General features: G+C 64.0%; 16 protein-coding genes. 10 read left to right on the plus strand and 6 right to left on the minus strand.

All coding sequences use genetic code 11. From position 1 onward, the window contains the following. Positions 1–20 precede the first annotated feature (20 nt). Together CWR53_RS19535 and CWR53_RS19540 are read right to left on the minus strand one after the other, a co-directional pair. Entirely contained in the window at positions 21–800 is a 780-nt protein-coding gene (locus tag CWR53_RS19535) for a helix-turn-helix transcriptional regulator (protein WP_100852298.1), read from the minus strand. Between the two features lie 107 nt (positions 801–907). Beyond that, positions 908–2,185 carry an acetyl-CoA C-acetyltransferase gene (locus CWR53_RS19540; RefSeq protein WP_100852684.1) on the minus strand — a complete coding sequence of 426 codons (1,278 nt, stop codon included), beginning with the start codon at positions 2,183–2,185 and terminating at the stop codon, positions 908–910. A 116-nt stretch (positions 2,186–2,301) separates the two neighbouring features. On the opposite strand from CWR53_RS19540, the gene CWR53_RS19545 reads away from it, so the two are divergent. The 8 genes from CWR53_RS19545 to CWR53_RS19580 all read left to right on the plus strand — a co-directional run bounded on the left by CWR53_RS19545 (position 2,302) and on the right by CWR53_RS19580 (position 8,453). Then, entirely contained in the window at positions 2,302–3,654 is a 1,353-nt protein-coding gene (locus CWR53_RS19545; protein ID WP_100852299.1) for a 3-oxoacyl-ACP reductase, read from the plus strand. Positions 3,655–3,656: 2 nt separating this feature from the next. Beyond that, entirely contained in the window at positions 3,657–4,514 is an 858-nt protein-coding gene (locus CWR53_RS19550; protein ID WP_100852300.1) for a MaoC/PaaZ C-terminal domain-containing protein, read from the plus strand. Positions 4,515–4,595: 81 nt separating this feature from the next. Further along, a complete protein-coding gene (locus CWR53_RS19555; protein ID WP_023535180.1) occupies positions 4,596–4,901 on the plus strand; it encodes a MazG-like family protein in 306 nt (101 codons plus the stop codon). Continuing rightward, positions 4,898–5,647, plus strand: coding sequence for a methyltransferase domain-containing protein (locus tag CWR53_RS19560; RefSeq protein ID WP_100852301.1), 750 nt, complete (start codon positions 4,898–4,900; stop codon positions 5,645–5,647). The genes CWR53_RS19555 and CWR53_RS19560 overlap by 4 nt, the downstream gene beginning before the upstream one ends. Positions 5,648–5,666: 19 nt before the next feature. After that, on the plus strand, positions 5,667–6,296 hold the full coding sequence (locus CWR53_RS19565) for a DUF4136 domain-containing protein (protein ID WP_100852302.1): 630 nt from the start codon (positions 5,667–5,669) through the stop codon (positions 6,294–6,296). A gap of 19 nt (positions 6,297–6,315) precedes the next feature. Next, a complete protein-coding gene (locus CWR53_RS19570; protein ID WP_058605281.1) occupies positions 6,316–6,885 on the plus strand; it encodes a DUF4136 domain-containing protein in 570 nt (189 codons plus the stop codon). A gap of 201 nt (positions 6,886–7,086) precedes the next feature. Then, complete coding sequence (locus CWR53_RS19575; RefSeq protein ID WP_100852303.1) at positions 7,087–7,557, plus strand: A24 family peptidase; 471 nt, start codon at positions 7,087–7,089, stop codon at positions 7,555–7,557. A gap of 140 nt (positions 7,558–7,697) precedes the next feature. Then, the gene (locus CWR53_RS19580; RefSeq protein WP_081322872.1) at positions 7,698–8,453 is read left to right on the plus strand and encodes a response regulator transcription factor; all 756 of its coding nucleotides are present in this window, start codon (positions 7,698–7,700) and stop codon (positions 8,451–8,453) included. A gap of 36 nt (positions 8,454–8,489) precedes the next feature. Here the strand turns inward: CWR53_RS19580 and pbpC are convergent, their stop codons facing one another. After that, complete coding sequence (gene pbpC / locus CWR53_RS19585; RefSeq protein ID WP_100852304.1) at positions 8,490–10,847, minus strand: peptidoglycan glycosyltransferase PbpC; 2,358 nt, start codon at positions 10,845–10,847, stop codon at positions 8,490–8,492. Positions 10,848–10,924: 77 nt separating this feature from the next. On the opposite strand from pbpC, the gene CWR53_RS19590 reads away from it, so the two are divergent. Beyond that, entirely contained in the window at positions 10,925–11,218 is a 294-nt protein-coding gene (locus CWR53_RS19590) for a hypothetical protein (protein ID WP_023535173.1), read from the plus strand. 53 nt (positions 11,219–11,271) lie between these two features. Here CWR53_RS19590 and CWR53_RS19595 read toward each other — a convergent pair whose 3' ends face one another. Next, on the minus strand, positions 11,272–16,173 hold the full coding sequence (locus CWR53_RS19595; RefSeq protein WP_100852305.1) for an alpha-2-macroglobulin: 4,902 nt from the start codon (positions 16,171–16,173) through the stop codon (positions 11,272–11,274). Between the two features lie 204 nt (positions 16,174–16,377). Here CWR53_RS19595 and CWR53_RS19600 point away from each other — a divergent pair, with 204 nt between their 5' ends. Continuing rightward, positions 16,378–17,715 carry an MATE family efflux transporter gene (locus CWR53_RS19600; protein ID WP_058605286.1) on the plus strand — a complete coding sequence of 446 codons (1,338 nt, stop codon included), beginning with the start codon at positions 16,378–16,380 and terminating at the stop codon, positions 17,713–17,715. Positions 17,716–17,813: 98 nt separating this feature from the next. On the opposite strand, the gene speA is transcribed toward CWR53_RS19600, so the two are convergent. Together speA and CWR53_RS19610 are read right to left on the minus strand one after the other, a co-directional pair. Further along, entirely contained in the window at positions 17,814–19,727 is a 1,914-nt protein-coding gene (speA, locus tag CWR53_RS19605) for an arginine decarboxylase (RefSeq protein WP_058605287.1), read from the minus strand. Positions 19,728–19,877: 150 nt separating this feature from the next. Further along, positions 19,878–20,249, minus strand: a complete 372-nt coding sequence (locus CWR53_RS19610; protein ID WP_100852306.1) for a translation initiation factor Sui1 — start codon at positions 20,247–20,249, stop codon at positions 19,878–19,880. Positions 20,250–20,374: the final 125 nt, after the last annotated feature.

Raw genomic sequence — 20,374 nt, forward strand, 5'->3', positions numbered from 1 at the left:
GCGCCGCACCCGGTAAGCCGCTAGAGTTTCAACTCGCCCGGCGTGGCACCGAACAGCTGCTTGAAGGCGGCGATGTAGGCGGAGGTCGAGTCGTACCCGCAGCCCAGTGCCGCGTCAGTGACCGTGTGCCCCGCCTCGAGCGCGGTCAAGGACGACAGCAAGCGCATGCGCTGGCGCCAGTTGCGAAAGCTCAACCCAGTCTCGCGCTGGAACAGCCGCATCAGGGTCTTTTCCGAACACCCCAGTTCGCACGCCCATTGTTGCAAGGTCTGCGGCTGATCCGGGGCAGCGATCAGGCCATTGCACAGGGCAAGCAAGCCTGGGTTTTGTGGCAGCGGCAACGAAAACGCCACTTCCGGCAACGCCTGCAATTGGTCAAGCAGCACAGCGACCAGGCGCGCCTGCGCGCTATCGCCTTCGGGGTAATGTGCAGGGTATAGGCAGAACTGCTTGATCAGCTCACGGGCCAAGGGGGTCACTTCCAGTACACGACAACGCTCCGCGGCCCACGAGCAGGCATCGCGCCGTATATAGAGGCTGCGCATTTCGGCCTGCATCGAACTGGACACGGCATGCTCGGCCTGCGCCGGTATCCACACGCCCCATTGCGGCGGGGCGAAGTAGCTGCCTTCCTGGGTATACACCCCCAGTACGCCACTGATGGCATAGGAAAACTGCACCCAGTCATGTTGATGCGACGTCGTCCACGAGCCGGCCACCAGTCGCTCGGCGCGTGCATAGAGCGGTCGAGGCAGGCAATCGAGCGTTGGAATGGGACGAGGATGTCCGATGGCAGGCATGGCGATTTCTTATCATGATGATCGGCCAAGCCTACCAGCCTAAATGCCCTCGGCGTTATCCGGCTCCATGTGCACCTTCGGTCACCCAGCCGGATGAATACCGACGCTCACCGCTCGACGATGACCGTAACGCCCTGCCCGCCTGCGGCGCAGATCGAGATCAGGCCGCGTCCTTGGGGCGCCGTGGACAGCAACTTGGCCAAGTTGACCAGAATGCGCCCACCGGTGGCGGCAAATGGATGCCCTGCCCCAAGTGAGCTGCCCTTCACGTTCAGCCGGGAACGGTCGATCGCCCCCAGCGGCGCATCCAGCCCAAGGCGCTCCCGGCAGTACTGGGCATCCTCCCAGGCCTTGAGGGTGCACAGCACCTGGGCTGCGAATGCCTCATGGATCTCGTAGTAATCGAAATCCTGCAGCGTCAGGTTGTTGCGGGCCAGCAAGCGCGGCACCGCATACACGGGCGCCATCAGCAGGCCCTCGCGGCCATCGACGAAATCCACCGCGGCTGTTTCGCCATCGACCAGATAGGCGAGCACCGACAGGCCATGCTGGTCTGCCCACTCCTGGGTTCCCAGCAACACCAGCGAGGCGCCATCGGTCAATGGCGTGGAATTGCCTGCCGTCAAGGTGCCCTCATCGCTGCGGTCGAAGGCCGGTTTGAGCTTGGCCAATTGCTCCAGCGTCAGGTCGGGACGCAGGTTGTTGTCCCGGGTCAGCGACCGAAAAGGGGTCATCAAATCGTCTTGCCAACCTTCCTGGTAGGCACGTGCCAGGCATTGATGGCTACGCAGCGCCAATTCGTCCTGCTCGACCCGGCCAATGCACCAGGTTTTGGCCATGCGTTCGCAGTGCTCGCCCATCGACAACCCGGTGCGTGGCTCGCCGTTGCGCGGCAGCGAAGGCTTGAGGTGGTGAGGCCGCAAGCCCAGGAAAGGCTTGAGGCGGTCACCCAGCGCCTTGCCCCGGTTGGCTTGCAACATCATCCGGCGCAGGCCTTCGCTCACGGCGATGGGTGCGTCGGACGTGGTGTCGACGCCGCCCGCAATGCCGCAGTCGATCTGCCCGAGGGCAATCTTGTTGGCCACCAGCAATGCCGCTTCCAGCCCGGTGCCGCAGGCCTGCTGAATGTCATAGGCGGGGGTCGAGGCCGACAGGCGCGAACCCAGCACGCACTCGCGCGTCAGGTTCATGTCCCGGGCATGCTTGAGTACCGCGCCTGCCACCACCTCGCCAAGGCGCAGGCCGTGCAGACGGTAACGTTCGATGAGCCCCTCGAGTGCGGCAGTCAGCATGTCCTGGTTGCTGGCTGTGGCGTACGCACCATTGGAACGGGCGAATGGAATTCGGTTGCCGCCCAAAATAGCGACCCGGCGAAGTGAGCGCATGCGCATGTTCCTCCTGAAACAATTTGATCCGTAGAGCCTAGGTGTTTTTGCCGCATTCGAACGACCTGGCCACAATCCTGGTCCACACTGTCAGACTTGCTTTCGGAGGACCCACCATGAGCGATCGCTACCTTGGTTTTGCCAACTCCAGCCTCGGCCGCAAACTTGTCGACAGCCTTGGCCTGCCTCGTCCAGCCACCCTGGAGCGCTGGGAAGCGGGCCGCATGCGGCCAGTGGACGGGCCGTTGGTCCTTGGCGGCGGCCCCTTGGCACGCCAGGTCGAAACACTCGCAGCGCGGTTGACCGACGCGGTTTACGGCTTCAACGGCCAAGGCCTCCAGTGCGAACCCTGGGTCGCTGGGTTGGGCCCCAAGATCAAGGCGTTAGTGTTCGATGCCAGTCACTTGTCCGACAGCGATGCGCTCACGCAGTTGCGCGAATTCTTCCAGCCGCTACTGCGCAACCTGGCGCCTTGCGCCCATATCGTGGTCTTGGGTCGCCCGCCTGAGGCCGTCGCCGACCCGATGGCCAGTGTCGCCCAGCGTGCCCTGGAAGGGTTCAGCCGTTCGCTGGCCAAGGAACTGCGCAACGGCGCTACTGCCCAGTTGCTGTACGTGGGTGACGGCGCCGAATCTCAACTCGAAGGCGCGTTGCGCTTCTTCCTGTCGCCCAAGAGCGCATTCGTGTCGGGCCAGGTGCTGCGCCTACAGCCCTGCCAGGCTCAGGTCGAGGACTGGACACGGCCGCTCAGCGGCAAGCGCGCGCTGATCACTGGGGCTGCCCGCGGCATCGGCGCCGCCATTGCAGAAACCCTGGCCCGCGACGGTGCCGATGTGCTGCTGCTCGATGTGCCCCCGGCCAGCGAGCAATTGCAGGCGCTCGCTGCGCGCCTGGGTGGCAAGGCGCTGGTCCTGGACATCTGCGCCGGTGACGCTGCCGAGCAGTTGCTGGCGGCATTGCCCGATGGCCTCGACATCCTGGTGCACAACGCAGGTATCACCCGTGACAAGACCTTGGCGAACATGACTCCCGAATATTGGGACGCCGTACTGGCGGTGAACCTCAAGGCTCCTCAGGTGCTGACCCAGGCCCTGCTCGATAACGGCGCATTGCACGAGGACGCCCGCATCACCCTGTTGGCCTCGGTCAGTGGTATCGCCGGCAACCGGGGGCAATCCAACTACGCTGCCAGCAAGGCTGGACTGATTGGCTTGGCCCAGGCCTGGGCACCGACGCTTGCCGAACAAGGCATCAGCATCAACGCAGTGGCGCCTGGCTTCATTGAAACCCATATGACGGGCGCCATGCCCATGGGCTTGCGCGAAGCGGGGCGACGCCTGAGTTCGCTCGGCCAGGGCGGCAAGCCCCAGGACGTGGCCGAAGCCATCGCCTGGCTTAGCCAACCTGGCTCTGGCGCCGTTAACGGCCAGGTGCTGCGGGTGTGCGGCCAGGCACTGATGGGGGCTTGAGCATGCAACGACAATGGCACGACCTGCATCAACCCGCCAGCCGCGCCAGCCTGTACCTGCGCGCAGCGGGCAAACGCCGCATCAGCGGTGATCAATTGCCGACGCACGGGCTGCGCTGCACCCTGGCGGTTCAGCCTGAGCAACTGCATGCCTACCGGCAATTGTGCCGTTTCGTCGACGATGGCCGGCTGCCTGCTACGTACCCGCACATCATGGCGTTCAACCTGCAGCTGCAGTTGATGACCGCCGAGCAGTTCCCCTTTCCGTTGCTGGGCCTGGTCCACCTGCACAACCGCATCGATGTCATCCGCCCGCTTGGGGGCATCGAGTCGCTGCGCATGGCGGTTCATGCCGACAACCTGCAGCCCCACCCCAAAGGCGGAACCTTCGACCTGATCACCGAGGCGGCGGACGGTATTGGCGTGCTCTGGCGGGAAACCAGCCGCATGCTCGTGCGCGGGTTGAAACTCGACGGCAACCTGGCAGAGGCGGCCGAGGGTCAGGCCAGCGACTTGCCTGAAGTCACGCGCTGGTATGCCGATAGTGATATCGGCCGTCGTTATGCCAAGGTCTGCGGCGACTACAACCCCATTCACCTCAGCGCACCCAGCGCCCAGCTGTTCGGTTTCCCCACCGCCATCGCCCACGGCATGTGGAGCAAGGCCATGGCCATGGCCGCGCTGCACGGGCACTTGCCTCACAGTGGCTACCGGTTCGAGGTGGACTTCCAAAAACCCGTGCGTTTGCCCTCGGAGGTGGTGCTCAGCGCCAGCCAGGTCGGCCCTGTGGGTGAGCTGCGCCTGGACGGCCAGACGGACGTGTTACACATGCTCGGCCGCTGGGCCTGCTTGCAGGGCTGACTGGCGCATGCTGCGCCCCGTGCAGGGAAGCTTGCTTTGCAATGGCCCTGCGCGGAAGCTATGCGCCATGAGGAGAACCCGATGAACCTGCAAGAACTGACTCAACGCCTGCATCAAATCCGCGATACCAATGACTGGCAACGTTTCCACAGCCCAAAGAACCTGGCCATGGCCGCCAGCGTCGAAATGGCCGAGCTGGTTGAAATCTTCCAGTGGCTCAGCGAGGACGAGTCACGTCGCCTGCCACCCGAACAGTTGGCCCACGCCGGGCAGGAAGTGGGCGATGTCGTGCTCTATTTGTTGCTGTTGTGCAGTGAACTGGGGCTGGACATGGACCAGGTGGTCCGCGCCAAGCTGGCTGACAGCGAAAGGCGCTTCGCACGATGAACGACCGTCATTTCGATGAACTGGCCACCCGTTTTGCAGAGAAGATCTACGGTGGCGCAAAGGGGGCGATCCGGCTGGCAGTCTTGCAGGCCGACCTGGCCGAAGCCCTGCCGGATCGCCCATTGCGCATCCTCGATATCGGTGCCGGCCTGGGGCACATGGCGCTATGGTTGGCCCAACGCGGCCACCAGCTTACGCTGGCCGAACCCGCCGAGCCCATGCTCGAAGGGGCACGGGCCCGCTTTGCCGAGGCCGGCCAGGCGGCAACGTTCATCCAGGCGCCCTGGCAAGCGCTGCTGGGTGAGCTGACCGAGCCCTACGACGTGGTCGTGTGCCACGCGGTACTCGAATGGCTGGCTGAGCCGGAAAGTATCCTGCCCGTTCTGCATCAACTAACAGCCCCCGGGGGTTGGCTGTCGCTGGCGTTCTATAACCGCGATGCCTTGGTCTACCGCAACCTGCTCAAGGGCCATTTCCGCAAGCTTCGCAGTAATCGCCTTGAAGGGGAAAAGCAGAGCCTTACCCCGCAGAAACCACTTGATCCGCGGGCGCTCAGGGCGCAACTTGAACCTCTGTGGCGGGTCGAAAGTGAAAGCGGCATACGTGTTTTCCATGACTACATGCCCAAGGAATTCCAGGACCGCGCCGAGCTGCTGGACGTGCTGGAAATGGAGCTCGCTCACCGCCGCCATCCGAGTTTTGCCGGCCTGGGCCGTTACCTGCATTGGGTCTGTCGCCCACGTTGACCTGCCGTGAGGAGCAAGCATGCCGTACCGTCTGTTGCCACTGGCCCTGCTGGCTTTGGTTCTGACCGGGTGCCAAGGGACCAATCCCTACGTCGCCAGCAGCCGCCCACTGCCACCGGCCCCGCCTCAGGCAGCGACCACGTTCGACGCAAGCGCTTATCCCGCACCTGCAAGGGACTACGGCCGCTACCGCAGCTGGAGCTGGCGTAACGGGCGTCTGCCCAGCGGCTCGGCCAATGCCGACCCTGCACAGCTGGCCGATGCCGTGGCCGCAGCGCTCGATCAGCAGGGCTTGCGCCCCGCCCGCAGCGGCGTTGGTGATCTGCTCGTCGGCGCCGATATCCGCCTGGAAAAACGCCTGCGCCAAGTGCGCGACTACGACAGCTACGACCCTTACTATGGGCCCTACGGCAACGTGGGCTATGGCGGTTACCGCAGCGGTTATGGGGGTTACGCCAGTGTTCCGGTCGTACGCACCTATCAGGTTGAGGTCATGGTAGTGCGCATCGACCTGTACGACAGCCGCAGCGGCCAGGCCATCTGGAGCGCAAGTGCCGAAAGCGGCAACGACCAGGGTTCACCGCGGGACCGTGAAAATGCCGTGCGCGACGCCGTGCGCAAGGCTCTCAGCGGCTATCCTCCCAGTTAACGCCTAACGGAGATTCATCATGTTGCGCCGCCTGTTACTCGTGTCGTTTGCGGCCTTGCTGGCTGCCTGCTCAAGCCATAACGTGCAGCAGGACTACGACGCGAGTCGTGATTTTGCCGCCTACCGCAACTGGGCCTGGCAGGAGCCCGGCCTGCAATATCGTCCTGACGATCCACGCATCAAGAGCGACCTGACCGAGCAGCGCATCCGCCAGGCGGTCAGCGACCAGCTCGATCAGCGGGGCCTACGCCCAGCGCCCCCTGGCGCGCGTGCTGACCTCAACGTGCGCACCTACCTGATCGTGGAACAGCGCCAGCAACAGGTCACCACCAACTACGGCGGCGGTTGGGGTGGCTATTGGGGAGGGTACTGGGGTGGGCCGATGTACAACGAAACCCGCAGCGTCGACTACAAGGTCGCGACTATCCAGGTCGACTTGCTTGATGGGCGCGATGGCAAGCTGGTCTGGCGCGGCAGCGCCGAGCAGATCATGAACAACTACCCACCAAGCCCGCAGGAACGCAACGAGGCTATTCAGAAGACGGTGGCTCAGGTACTGGGTAACTATCCACCTGGCAGCAAACGCTAGCGGGGGCACGCTCTGCCTGCATCCCGCCTCGTAGCGGGGTGCAGGCAGAAGCCCCGCGACAGGCGACGACTGCGACAAAACCTATTCTCCCAACGCCTTTTCCTCGCGGCACACGGCCGTCATGCAGGTTCCAGTCTATCTTGACTAAGGAAACCTGACTGAACGGGTAAGTGTTCATCTACTAGGAAAGGCGACCTGTCGATGCAAAGCATTGTTCTTCTTCTGTGGCTTGCCTTGTGTACCGAACAGGATGTGCGCCAGCGCCAGCTCCCGGACCTGTTGACGCTGGGCGCAGCTGTAGGGGCCCTGCTGTGGCTGTTCGCAACCGGCCACACCTGGCTTGGCGCCGATCCCAGTTCGGCAGGCTGGGGCCTGGCCATCGTCATGCTGCTCACCTTGCCCGGCTACATGCTCGGCCACTTCGGCGCCGATGACGTCAAACTGATGGGCGCGCTGGCATTGGCCACCGGCACCGATCATGTGCTCGGGACCTTCATCGGGGCCGGGGTCGCGCTGTTGATCTGGCTGACCACCCGAAGGCGCTTGTGGACGCTGCTCAACCCCAAGGTGAAAAAACGCCTCCAGGCCTTGACCGAAGCCATGGGCGACAAGCAGGCATTCGTCCCCTACGTGCTGGCTGGCTACCTTCTGACAGCTGTATGGATCCAATGAAGAATCCAGCGGTCCCTAACCTTGTACACACCTTGTACAACTACGAGAGGTACGGCTACTTTTAATCTGCCAGAGCGTCTAGCCCGGGAGCAGGGCCGTATATTCACAGGGAGTTGATCGTGTCCAAACCTGTAAGTGAAATGAAAGTGCTGGTAGTCGATGATCAGCCAGTCATCGTCGAACAGCTATGCGAGTTCCTGGAAGCCAAGGGATACAGTTGCGTATCGGCACTCTCCACAGATGAGGCGGTAAAACGCTATGAGGCCGACCCCGCCATCGGTCTGATCATCTGCGACCTTCACATGCCCGGACGCGATGGCATCGAGCTGATGCGCGCCCTGAAGCAGATCGACGGTAGCCACCGCATGTTCGAAGCCATCATGCTGACCGGCCGTGCCGAAAAGCAGGACGTCATTCGGGCGCTGCGCGAAGGCTTTGCCGACTACTACCAGAAACCGATGGATCTCGACGAGCTGCTCGAAGGGGTACGCCGCCAGGAGCAGGTGCTGCAGGAACGTCAGCGCGGCTTCCACGACCTCAGTGGGCTCAATCAGCGCCTGCAGGATCTGGCAGAGTCCGTCGACGAGTTGTATCAAGACCTGGAAAAAGCCCGCGGACAAGGGGCTCACCGGCGCGCCGGCGACATGGAGGAAGCCGAGGCCGAGCTGCCCTCGGTATTCGAAAAGCTGTCGCCACGTCAATTGGAAGTGGCGCGGCTGGTGGGCAAGGGCAAGACCAATTACCAGATCGCCTGTGAACTGGGTATCACCGAAAACACGGTGAAACTGTACGTGTCCCAGGTGTTGCGCCTGACCCATATGCACAACCGCACGCAACTGGCCTTGGCACTGACACCAGGTTCATCCCCGGTGAATCAACGGTTCACGGCGCACTGACAGGTGCCGGTGCCACGGCACCGGCACACCGCCATACTACTCATTGACCTGAAACACTACCCGCGCCGTTTCACCACTTTCGTCCAACGCACTCAACTCGGCCTGCCCTGCCTGCGGCAGGCGCACCATCAGGCTGTCCTGCCCTTGGGTTTCGCCCAGCGGTTGCCCATTGAGGAACCACCAACGCCGCCCACTACCGCCCAGCGCCGACACCGCCACTTGCAGCGGTTCCCCACTGGTGGCGGGGCGACGCAGATGGTCGCCAGAACGAATACCGGCGATGGCCAGCGGCGGGGCACTGACCGGGCCTTGCGGTGGGCATGTGGGGTCCATGGCCGGTAGACGGGCAGCCCGCCGTTCAGCCCGAGGCAACCAGGGTTCCAGGGGGGCGGGCCACAGGGCCACCTCGCGCGCCTGGGCGCCTGGGCAATTGCTGTCGACGCGCAAGCCGCGGTCGTTGACCCAGATGTGTTCGCGCAAACCCAGGCCCAGCGGCTGATCGGCCGCCTGCAACGTGGGAGGAACGGTGCCGTCCAGGGTCCAGGCAAAACGCTGGCGCCTGCAATTGCCGTCCTGGCGGCTCATCGCCTGCCCCAGAGGCCAGCAAATCGCCGCCACCCCGACATTGGCAGGCGTTCGCTGCACCGGGGCCTCTAACCCGCGCTGGCTGTCCCGGTTGCTGAGCAGGTCGTGCACTTGCAGCATCAATGGGGCGGCCGAGGCCAGGCCGAACTGCCCGGCCACAGGGGTGCCGTCGGGCCGACCAATCCATACCCCGATCAGGTAGCGAGGGCCGACGCCAATCGACCAGGCGTCTCGAAAGCCGTAGCTGGTGCCGGTTTTCCAGGCCAGCTGGGGACGGCGTACCAGTTCGGCATGCGGGTCGCGGTCGGGCCGAGCCTGGCCGCTGAGAATGCGCCGGATGATCCACGCTGCGCCCGGAGACATGAGCCGGTGCTCCACCAGGGGTGCCTGGGGCTGCAACCGCACCTGGGCGCTTCTACCCTCCCGGGCCAAGGCCGCGTAGCCACCTACCAGGTCTTCCAGGCGGCTACCGGCACCGCCCAGGATCAGCGAAAGATTGGGCTCGGCCAACGGAGGTAGCGTGAGCGGCAAGCCGCCCATGCGCAGTTGTGCGGCGAAGCGTTTCGGGCCGTACGCTTCGAGCAGCTGCACGGCGGGCAAGTTGAGCGACAGGGCCAATGCCGAACTCGCTGACACCGGCCCACTGAAGCCGCTGGAAAAATTGCCCGGACGGTAGTCACCGTAACGCCGGGGTACGTCCTGCAACAGCGACTCGGAATGAATGAGCCCATCGTCCATCGCCAGGCCGTACAGAAACGGCTTGAGCGTGGAGCCAGGCGAGCGCAACGCCCGCACCATGTCCACGTGCCCGAAACGCCGGGCGTCCGTGAGGTCGACCGAGCCCAGATAGGCGCGTACAGCCATGGTTTGCGCATCGACCACCAGGATGGCGGCAGACGTACGCTCCGGCAGACGCGCGCGCCATCCCAGCAGCAAGTCTTCCAGCCGGCGCTGCAACCCTGCATCCACGGTGGTACGGATCAACGGCGGGCTACCCGGGGTGTTCAGACGGCGGGCCAGCAAAGGCGCCAGTGCCGGCTCCTGACGCGGCGCCAGCACCAGCGGCTCTTCGGCCGCTTCGCGCAGGCGCTGCTCGGGCCACACCTGATACTGCGCCAACCGTTGCAGCACCTTGTTGCGTGCGCGTTCGGCGCGCTCGGGGTGGCGGTCGGGGCGTAGGCGGCTGGGGGCTTGCGGCAGTACCGCCAGCAGGGCTGCCTCCGACGGCGTCAGATGCAAGGGCGACTTGCCCAGATAAGCCCAGCTGGCAGCGGCAACACCTTGCAAGGTGCCGCCGAACGGCGCGCGGTCCAGGTAGATTTGCAGAATCTCCCGCTTGGACAGGTGCCACTCCAGCTGCAGTGTGCGCCACAGCTGCCGCAGCTTGCCCGCCACGGTGCGATCATGGGGATCGAGCAGGCGTGCCACCTGCATCGACAACGTGCTGCCGCCTGACACCACACGCCCTCCCCGCGCGTTCAACCACGCCGCCCTGACCAGGGCCATCGGGTTCACGCCCAGGTGCCGGTAGAACCAGCGGTCCTCGTACGTCAGCAACGCTTGCAGGTACAACGGCGAGACCTGTTCGGGGCTCACCGGATAGCGCCACACCCCGTCGGCATCGGCGAATCGCCACAACGGTGTGCCATCTTCTGCCAGCACGACCCGGGCCAGGTCGTCGGACGGCATGGGCAAAGGCCAGATCCGGTCGGCCAGCCACAGCAGGCCCATCAAGGCCACCACGCCAATCACCAGGGTACGCACTGCTTTGCAGGGTCGCGATCGCCACCAGCGGGCTAAGCTTGGCATCGGGAACCGACCTGCCCTGAAAAGGGCCAAAGCACTGGAAACGGCAAGAACGCCGCCATGTTGATCAGGAAGCAACTATGCATGTAGAAGGTTTTTTCGAATGGCTGGGGCAAGCACTGGGATCGCTGATCCGCATCGTCGTCGACGCGCTGAGCGGGTTGTTCAACCTGTTGGCCAATGCCGGCGGCAATTTCGTCGATGGCCTGTCGCGCACCTTGGGCATGGACACCTCGCTGGTCAGCATCCTGGCCCTGATCGTGGGCCTGATGCTGCTGTTCTCGGCGATCCGCGCCTTCATGCGTGCCTCGATCATCCTAGGCATCATCTGGCTGGTATTGGGCCTGTGGGTAATGAGCTGGGTGATCCATTGAGTGGCCGTGCGACGAACATGTGAAAGCCTCTGCTCGTCGCACAAGGCCTGCCCCTAGCGAGGCTTGACCGTCATCTCACCCTGCCCTTCCCCCACGGCCTGCAGATTCGGGCGGTACATCGACTCGACCTGCGGCGGTGGTACCCGGTAGGTGCCAGGGGTCACCGCTCGCGCCAGGTACAGCAGATGCGTAGTGGCGTAGCTGTCCAGCTTGAGCGCTGCGACGTAACGGTCGTCGCGATACTCCTGGTGAACCACGTTGGCATTTTGCATCGATTCGCGCCATTGCTTCACGGCGCCGCTGGCGTTATCCAGGCTGGCTGCACTTTGCGCAAGGTTCTGGTTTTCGAGCTCCAGGCCCGCAGGCAATAGATCGACCACCAGGGCATCGGGAACGCGCTCATCGGCCTTGAGGGCAAGGTGCACGAGTACCAGGTCGCCGCTGCGCAGGTTCGCCAGGTCCAGCGGCTGGCCCTTCATGCCCAGGTACTCGCGGCGGATTTGCATGCCATTGCTACTGGCAGGCGGCGCCTGACGCGGGTAACCCGACAGGGTCAGCTGCTGGTAGACGGTCTGGCTGCCCTGGTTCTGCACCGTCAGCGGCGATGCCAACAGTGGCCCTTCCAACTTCATGCCGGCTTCGGCGTTATTGAAGTCACGCAGCTCACCGGCGCTGTCCAGGCGGGCCTGCCACTTGACTTCCGGCGTGCCCAGCAGGCCACGCCCGGCCAGGAACAAGGCGTTGCGCTCCTGGGTGGACAGCCAGCGATTGGCAGCCACTTCATCGGACAGGGCGAAGAGCCGCTGGTCCACCTGGCCACTGGCAAGCTTGTTCTCCTGCAGCAGTGCCAGGATCAACGCCTGGTCACGCAGGGGGCTGCCGTAATCTGCCATCCAGTTCTTGCCGCGGCTGACGGCAAGCCCTGCCTGCAGGGCCTGGTCGGCACGAGGCTTGTCACCCATCTTGTCCAAGGCCACGGCCAGTTGCACCAACGGCAGACCTGAACGCGCGTCGGCGCGGCGCTCGAACAACCCGCGCAGCGCGCCCAAGGGCGCCTGCTGACTGCGCGACAGCACCAGCGCGGCGTAAGCCTGCACGGCGAAACGGGTGTGATCGGCATCGTCGCTGTAGTCCACGTCGATCAGGTTGCGCTCCTGCAGGTAGCGCAACAACCGCTCGTTGGCTTTCTTCAGCGCCTCGGCGGGTACGCCATAGCCTTGGTCGCGCGCGCGCAGGAGGAAGTCGGTGACATAGGCCGTCAGCCAGTATTCCTCTTCGCTGTCGGCACTCCACAAGCCAAAGCTGCCGTTGTAGCGCTGCATGCCCAACAGGTGCTCGATGCCCATTTCGATCTTGCGCTTGCGCACCTCGGCCGGTTCACCCTCGATGCCGAGCCGCTTGAGGGTATCGGCGTCCGCATACAGCGACGGGTACAGCCCGCTGGTGGTCTGCTCAAGGCACCCATACGGGTAAGCCTTCAGCGCCCGGATCTGTTCGGCGAGGTTGAGCGGGGGTCGGCTCGACAGGGCCAGCGTGCCCTCGAGGCCGGCAGGCTCGAAGGCCGCGAGGTCCGCCTCGGGCAGCGTCCAGGGCTGATCCTTCAAGGCCACGCGGAAGTGCTTGAGCATGGCGGGATAGGCCGGACGCACGCCCAGCGTCCATTCGCGCTCGAACGTGGTCGGCGCCTCGCCAGCCAACTGTAGGCCGGTCACCTGCACATGCACCTTGCCCTGCCCCAGGCCACCTTGGGCCTGCACCGGAATCATCAGGGTCGACCGCTGGCCTTCGGCCAGCGCTACAGACTGCGTGGCATTGCCGGTCAGGCTCACTTGTCCTTCGGTGATCACCTGCACGGTCAGCTGCTGGGCAGCTCCCGACAAGTTGGCCAGGTCCAGCGCCAGGCGCGTCTGATCGCCGCCTGCCAGGAACCGTGGGGCCGAGAGTTCGGCAATCAGCGGTGCGGCCACCACGGTCTTGCCCTCTGCCATGCCGAAGTGATCCTCGGTCCAGGCCTGAGCCATGAGCCGCAGCTCGCCGTTGAAATCAGGGATATCGACCGTGGCCTGCCCTTCTCCCTTGTCGTTCAGGGTCACCGGCAGGCTCTGCTGGGCCACGATGGTGACGGTGGTATTGGGGCGTTTGCCACCCTTGGCCATGGCCGCATCACCACCGAATGCCAGGCTGGCCAGACGCCCTTGCCCGGCTTCGATCAGTTGCCCGTAAATGTCGAGCTGGTCGGCACCGTAGGCCTTGCGGCCAAACAGGCTTGCGAATGGATCCGGGGTCTTGAAGTCGGTGATATTGAGAATGCCGACGTCCACCGCCGACACCAGCACCCGTATCTGTGCAGGCACGCTGCCGTCGGCGTTTGCCGCCTTGATCTTGACCGTCAGCGGCTGCTTGGGACGCATTTTTTCCGGTGCCTGCAAACTGACTGCCAGCTTGCGATCGGCACGGTCGAGCGGCAGGTGCAACACGCCTACCGCACGCTTGGGCGTGGCATTGGCCTTGCGTTCACCTGGGCGCACCACCAAGGTGCTGAGGTAAAGGTCGTGGCGTGCCCAGGCTTTGTCCAGCGGGATATCGAAGGTCTTGCCTTCTGCAGGTACCTGGATTTCCTGCCACCACAACGGGCCGTCGCTGGACTCGATCATCAAGTAACCACTGCCTGCGGCCGGCGGCGTAACCGTGACCTTGGCCGTTGCACCGTCGGCGTAGGAGGGTTTGTCCAAAGCCAGCTTGACCTGGTCGGGGCGTACAGCTCCGCCTTCGGCATTGTCCTGGGCGCGGTAGCCTGCCCAGAAGCGCTGACTGGACACCAGGCCGGTCTGCGGGTCTTCGACTTCCACGCGATAGGGGCCCCACTCGACCGGGAAGCTCAGCTTGGCCGTGGCGTCGGCCTTGACGCTTACCGTCTCTTCCACTTGGGTCAGGAATTTTTCGTTGTAGGCGTAGCTCCAGCCGTCATCTTGCGAGTAGTTCCAGTAGTAATCGCGTCGCTCGCGGATCAGCCTGACCTTGAGGTCGGCGGCGGCCAGTTTCTTGCCCTCGCGGTTAGCGACCAGAAACTCGAATTCCACCGGGCCTTCACTGTCGGCTTCATCGCCGTCGAACAGGCCACGCAGGCCTGGCAGGCGTTCAGCCGGCCAAACAGGTTGCTCGAGGCGGCGCGTAATGGGCCTGCCGCCGGACTCCTGCAAACTTGCCTGCACGGTCAGTTGCAACGGCGAACGCGCCTCTGCCCAGCGGCTGGAAATATCCAAGACCGCCTTGCCCGCCTGGTCGAGGGTGACTTCATCGAGCTCCAGGTCCTGCTCCAGTTCGCCTTCGGTAACCGACCCGAACTGGTAGCCCGGCAGTGCAGGTACCGCTTCACGCAGCGGGCGCACATAGGCCTGGCCACTCAGGCGATTGCCAGCGGCCGGCGCACCGTACAGGTAGCGGCCAGTCACCTCGATGCGCGCGTCCTGCTCAGGGGCCAGGGGCTTGCTGCTACCCTTGAGGTCGAGGGCCAGCCGCTCAGGCAGAAAGTCCTCGACCAGGAACTCGTAGACCTGCTTGCGTCCACCGCCCAGGTCGAGCAGCAGTTGCCAGCGGCCGGTCGGCGCCTCGGTGGCCAGTTGCAGTTGGTACTGGAACAGACCCTTATCGTCTGCTTCCCAGACGAACTTGCGGCTGACCTGTTCATCCGGCCTGCGTACTTCGACATTCACCGGCTGAGCCTTGACGGGCTTGCCGTCCTGGTCGCGTAGCAGGCCGTTCAGCAGCACCGTTTCGCCTGGGCGATACAGGTCGCGCGGGCCGAAGATAAAGAGTTGCAGCGGATTGGCCTGGGGGCCGGTGATGTCGAACTCTGCCAAGTCCAGGGCCGCAGTATGGAGCTGCAGCAAGGTCGTGTGCACGCCTTGGGTGGCGATGAGGGTATCGGCCTTGGACGTGATCGGCAGTTCAGCATGACCTTTTCCATCAGTGCTGGCCTGGGCCAGCAGCTTGCCTTTCTTGTCGTGGAGCTCGATGTTCACGCCATCCATCGCCTTGCCCCCTTCCAGGGCCTGGGCGAATACATCGATGCGATCACGGTAGCGATGGGCCGATACGCCAATGTCGCTCAAGGTGAACAGGGTGGCTGGCTGGGAGTAATCGTAGGTTCCCGAGGCGCGCATTACGGCCAGATACACACCGGGCTCCTGCAGCGGCTTGATGCCGGCAATGGGCAACAGCACGGTTTCGCGCGTGTTGCGTGCAGGGTTGAGGTCGAAGCGGCCACTGTAGACCAGTTCAGCCATGCTCAGCGTGTCCTTGGACTGGTAGTACTCCAGGCTGCTGCTGCGCCCCCAGTTGGCCATGAACGAGGAAATCATGTCGGGTTTGACGCGGAAGAATTCCACATCCACCTTGTTCACATTCAATGCGATGACCGGCAGGCCCTCTGCCAGCCGCGTCGGCAGTAGCGAGCCCCGGCTGGCGAAGCCAACGGTGGGTTGCATGTCGCGGGTTTCAAGGCGAGTGATCGACTCTTCCTGCAACGCCTTGCCGTTGACGGCCAGCAGCCCCTTGTCCACGGTCAGCACCAGCTTGCGCTGCGGTTCCAGGTGACGCAGGCGCAGCTCCATCTGGCTGTCGGACAGCTCCCAGGCGCCGTCCAGCTTGCCCTTGACCGTGTCCACCAGGTGGACCTTGTTGGTGAAGTCCTGGTCGGCATCCAGCGGCGCCGAGAAACTGACCGACAGTGTGGCCGCGCCATCGAGCTGTACTTCCGACACATCCAGTACCGTCAGCTCACGGCCCTCGTAGCGTTTGGCAAGCACCGCAGGATCTTCGCGCTGTGGCGTCTTGGCGGCGGCGCTGGCGCTGGCGGTTGGCTTCTGGGCAGGCGCTGGGGCGTCAGGCGTTGAGGAGTCACAGCCGCTGAGCAAGGCCAGCGCGCAGGCCAGCAACAATCCTTTGTTGAACATGGAGTAGACACTCGAAGGCAGGGTGTAGATGAAGGCAGCAACTATAGCGCAAGGCCAGGTGCTACACCCAGCGTTGTGCGCCAGATGAGACCTTGGTCGCACGCAATGGTTGCGTGGCCGTTACACTGTCGCCCTTGGCTTGCATTGCCGCCCGGCGGGCGCCCCGATCAAGCGCTTGCAGTCCTCGTTTTCGCTGGAATGAACATGCCCCGATTCTTCGCCGACTGGCACCACCGCCCCACCCACCTCAAGGTGTGGGGGCTGGCCGCGCCCATGATCCTGTCCAATGTCTCGGTGCCACTGGTGGCGCTGGTCGACAGCACCGTCATTGGCCACCTGCCCCATGCCCATCAGCTGGGCGCAGTGGCCGTGGGCGCTACGCTGTTTACCTTCATGGTCGGCTTGATGGGCTTCTTGCGCATGGGCTCGACAGGCTTCGCCGCCCAGGCCGCGGGCCGAGGCGATGGCGCCGCCCTGCGCCAGGTGTTGGTTCAGGGCCTGTTGCTGGCAGTGGGCTTCGCATTGCTCATCGGCCTGCTGGCCCTGCCCTTCAGCCAGTTGGCCCTGCACGCCATGCAGCCCAGCGCGGCCCTGGGGCAGGCCACACAAACCTTCTTCCACACCCGGTTGCTGGGCCTGCCGGCGGCACTGGCCAGTTACGCCCTGGTCGGGTGGTTTCTGGGGACCCAGAATGCCCGGGCGCCCTTGGCGATCCTGCTGACCACCAACCTGCTCAACATCGTGCTGAACCTGTGGTTCGTGCTCGGCCTGGACTGGGGCGTCCTGGGCTCGGCACGCGCGTCGGTGATTGCCGAATGGTGCGCGGCCCTGCTGGGCCTGGCGCTTACCCGCCCGGCCCTGCGCGCCTATCCGGGCCACATCGCCTGGGCAGCACTCAGACGCTGGCAGGCCTGGCGCCCGCTGTTGGCAGTGAACCGCGACATCTTTTTGCGCAGCCTTGCCTTGCAGCTGGTTTTCCTGCTGATCGCCGTACAGGGCGCACGCCTGGGCGAGGCGACGGTAGCGGCCAATGCACTGCTGCTCAACGGCCTGCTGCTGACGGCCTATGCCCTCGATGGGCTAGCCCACGCGGTCGAGGCGCTGTGCGGTCACGCCATTGGTGCTCGGGACCGCGGCACCCTGCGCCGTGCGCTGGTGGTAGCCGGTGGATGGTCGCTGATTGCAAGTTCGGTCTTTGCCGTTCTGTTCTGGGTGGGGGGACACCTGTTCATCGATCTGCAAACCGATATCGACAGTGTCAGGGCGGCGGCTTATCCGTACTTGCCCTATCTGGCGTGCCTGCCGTTGATCGCCGTGTGGAGCTATTTGCTCGATGGGCTGTTCATCGGGGCCACACGCGCCCGGGAAATGCGCAATGCCATGCTGACATCGCTCGCCATTGCATTGCCGTTGGCCTTTGCCCTGAGCGGGCTAGGCAACCATGGGCTGTGGTTAGCGTTTCTCGGCTTCATGGGCGTGCGCGCCATGACGTTGGCCTGGGTGGGGTGGCGCCTGCAGGGCAAGGACGCCTGGGTGGCGTGAGATGACTGGCATGGGCCAGCGAGCAACCCAAGGCGGTGCTCACCGCCGCCACGCTGCGAAGGCGTGGCGGCGATGCCCCCCTCAGGGGCTGAGGCTTCTCAGGACGAGAGGTAGGACGAACGGGTCAAGCCCAGGCGCAGCGCATCAAGGTACTGGGTACGCTCGCGCGCGGTGATCTTGGCGCTGGCCACCTTGTCGCGGTAGTGAGTCATCAGTTCCTCGGGAGACAGGTGCACGTAGCGCAGCATGTCCTCGATGGTGTCGTGGGTCTCGATACCGGCGTGGTACACGCTACCATCGGCATTCTGGTAGATGTTCACCGAGTCGGTGTCACCGAACAGGTTGTGCATGTCGCCCAGGATCTCCTGGTAGGCCCCGACCAGGAACACGCCCAGCAGGTAGTCCTCGCCCTCGTTCAGGGCATGCACCGGCATGCTGGTCTCGATGCTCTGCTCATCGACATACTGGTTGATCTTGCCGTCGGAGTCGCAGGTCAGGTCTTGCAACACGGCGCGCCGCAGGGGCTCTTCGTCCAGGCGGTGCAGCGGGATGATCGGCAGCACCTGGCCGATGGCCCAGGTATCGGGCAGGCTCTGGAACACCGAGAAGTTGCAGATGTACTTGTCCGCCAGCTTGTCGTTCAGCTCATCGAGTACCTGGCGGTGCGAGCGCTGGCGAGCCTTGAGCGAGTTGTACAGGCGACGGCACACCGCGTAGTAGCACTGCTCGGCCAGGGCTTTCTCGGCCAGGCTGATCTTGCCGTCGGCGTACTGGGCGGCCACATCGCCCATGTAGTGGGTGGCGCGCCAGTAGGTTTCGGTCACCATCTCGATATCGGTGGGCCCTAGCAGATCGGCTAGCCACTGCACGGTTTCCGGCAGCGCGTCCTTGTTCTCGATGGTCGGCACCTGGTCGTTGTGGCGCTCTACATCAGTGACCTGGATGACCAGCATGGCATGGTGAGCCGTCAGCGAACGACCGCTCTCCGAGAAGATGTGCGGGTGCGGCAGGCCCTGCGCGTCGCAGAATTCCTTGAGCATGCCCACCACCACGCCGGCATAGTCATCCATGTCGTAGTTGATCGAGCTGGCGTTGCGCGAGTGGGTGCCGTCGTAGTCCACCCCCAGGCCGCCGCCCACATCAATGTGATCCACCGGCAAGCCCAGAGCGCGCAATTCGCCGTAATAGCGGATGGCTTCCTTGAAACCGTGCTGGTAGTCCGCCAAGTTGGCGATCTGCGAGCCCATGTGGAAGTGCAGCAGGCGAATACCCTGGTCGAGGCCGGCGTCGCGAAAACGCTGCACCACGGAAATCAGCTGCGCGGCAGAAAGCCCGAACTTGGACTTCTCGCCCCCGGTGTCAGCCCATTTGCTCGATGCCAGCGACGACAGGCGCACGCGCAGGCCCACTTGCGGCTTGACCTTCAGGTCGGCCGCTTCCTCGATCACCAAGGCCACTTCGGACTCTTTCTCGATGACGATGAAGACGTTGTGGCCCAGCTTCTGCCCCATCAGCGCCAGGCGGATGAACTCACGGTCCTTGTACCCGTTGCAGACGATGGTGCCGCCCTTGGGCGCCAAGGCCAGCACTGCCAGCAATTCAGGTTTGGAGCCGGCTTCCAGCCCAATGGACACGTTCTGAGTGGCGATGATGTTTTCGACCACCGCCTCCTGCTGGTTGACCTTGATCGGGTAGAGCGCGGTGTACTGGTTCTGGTATTCCAGGCGCGCAATGTTGGCGTCGAAGGCGCCGGTCAACTGGCGCACGCGGTCCTGCAGAATGTCGGGAAAGCGTACCAGCAAAGGCAGCGACAGGCCGCTCTGGCGCAGCTGATCAACCTGCTCGTACAGGTCGATCGGCGAGCTGTCAGGGCCGTTGGGGCGTACTTCGACGCGCCCGGCTTCATTGATGGCGAAATACCCTGCGCCCCAATGGCGGATGCCATAAACACTGCGGCTATCGGCCACGGTCCATTGGCTACCATCGTCTTTGCGTGTGCGTCGTACGGACATTCAAGTCCCCTATAAATTGAGTCAAGACACTGCTGGGCAAACCGGGAAGGCAGTGTAGAAGCCAAAAATGACGGTTCGTCCGTGCTCTGGGGTAGACCCTGGTCACTGCGACGAGTTTAGAAAGCGCAGGGCGAAAACCTGCCGAGCGACTCAGCCGCCCGACTTTTTCGCCTTGAAGCCCTGCTTGATCAGCTCGGCGAGCAGCAATTGCACATGATCGCCCTGGATCTCGATGACGCCGTCCTTGAGCGCGCCACCGGTACCACAGCGGCGTTTGAGGGTGGCAGCCAGCTCCTTGAGCTGATCGGGCGGCAACGGCACACCCGTGACGGTGGTCACGGTCTTGCCGCCACGGCCTTTGCTCTCGCGGCGCACGCGGGCGATGCCATCACCCTCGGGGATGACCTGCTGCTTGCAGGTACAGGCATCCACAGGCTGGCCACAGTCAGGGCAATGACGACCGGCATCGGTCGAATAAACAAGACCGCCGAGGGCGGAAAGGGAAGAAGCTTTCTTGGCCACTTTTGTGCCTCGGTGCTGAGGACAAAAACTGGTCGTACCTGTACATGAGGCCGACCGCGAAGCCCCACTCTGGCAGGGGCGGCGCTACTGCCGCAACACGTGCGGCAGCCCGAAAAGGCCGCGCA

It is taken from the genome of Pseudomonas sp. SGAir0191 (assembly GCF_002812565.2).
Classification (GTDB): domain Bacteria; phylum Pseudomonadota; class Gammaproteobacteria; order Pseudomonadales; family Pseudomonadaceae; genus Aquipseudomonas; species Aquipseudomonas parafulva_B.

Excerpts from the sequence above, each read along its gene's own strand:
- CWR53_RS19570 (WP_058605281.1), top strand. The coding sequence starts at position 6,316 with ATGTTGCGCCGCCTGTTACTCGTGTCGTTTGCGGCCTTGCTGGCTGCC.
- CWR53_RS19540 (WP_100852684.1), bottom strand. The coding sequence starts at position 2,185 with ATGCGCTCACTTCGCCGGGTCGCTATTTTGGGCGGCAACCGAATTCCA.
- speA (WP_058605287.1), bottom strand. The coding sequence starts at position 19,727 with ATGTCCGTACGACGCACACGCAAAGACGATGGTAGCCAATGGACCGTG.
- CWR53_RS19600 (WP_058605286.1), top strand. The coding sequence starts at position 16,378 with ATGCCCCGATTCTTCGCCGACTGGCACCACCGCCCCACCCACCTCAAG.
- pbpC (WP_100852304.1), bottom strand. The coding sequence starts at position 10,847 with ATGCCAAGCTTAGCCCGCTGGTGGCGATCGCGACCCTGCAAAGCAGTG.
- CWR53_RS19545 (WP_100852299.1), top strand. The coding sequence starts at position 2,302 with ATGAGCGATCGCTACCTTGGTTTTGCCAACTCCAGCCTCGGCCGCAAA.
- CWR53_RS19550 (WP_100852300.1), top strand. The coding sequence starts at position 3,657 with ATGCAACGACAATGGCACGACCTGCATCAACCCGCCAGCCGCGCCAGC.
- CWR53_RS19580 (WP_081322872.1), top strand. The coding sequence starts at position 7,698 with ATGAAAGTGCTGGTAGTCGATGATCAGCCAGTCATCGTCGAACAGCTA.
- CWR53_RS19575 (WP_100852303.1), top strand. The coding sequence starts at position 7,087 with ATGCAAAGCATTGTTCTTCTTCTGTGGCTTGCCTTGTGTACCGAACAG.
- CWR53_RS19535 (WP_100852298.1), bottom strand. The coding sequence starts at position 800 with ATGCCTGCCATCGGACATCCTCGTCCCATTCCAACGCTCGATTGCCTG.
- CWR53_RS19590 (WP_023535173.1), top strand. The coding sequence starts at position 10,925 with ATGCATGTAGAAGGTTTTTTCGAATGGCTGGGGCAAGCACTGGGATCG.
- CWR53_RS19560 (WP_100852301.1), top strand. The coding sequence starts at position 4,898 with ATGAACGACCGTCATTTCGATGAACTGGCCACCCGTTTTGCAGAGAAG.
- CWR53_RS19595 (WP_100852305.1), bottom strand. The coding sequence starts at position 16,173 with ATGTTCAACAAAGGATTGTTGCTGGCCTGCGCGCTGGCCTTGCTCAGC.
- CWR53_RS19555 (WP_023535180.1), top strand. The coding sequence starts at position 4,596 with ATGAACCTGCAAGAACTGACTCAACGCCTGCATCAAATCCGCGATACC.
- CWR53_RS19565 (WP_100852302.1), top strand. The coding sequence starts at position 5,667 with ATGCCGTACCGTCTGTTGCCACTGGCCCTGCTGGCTTTGGTTCTGACC.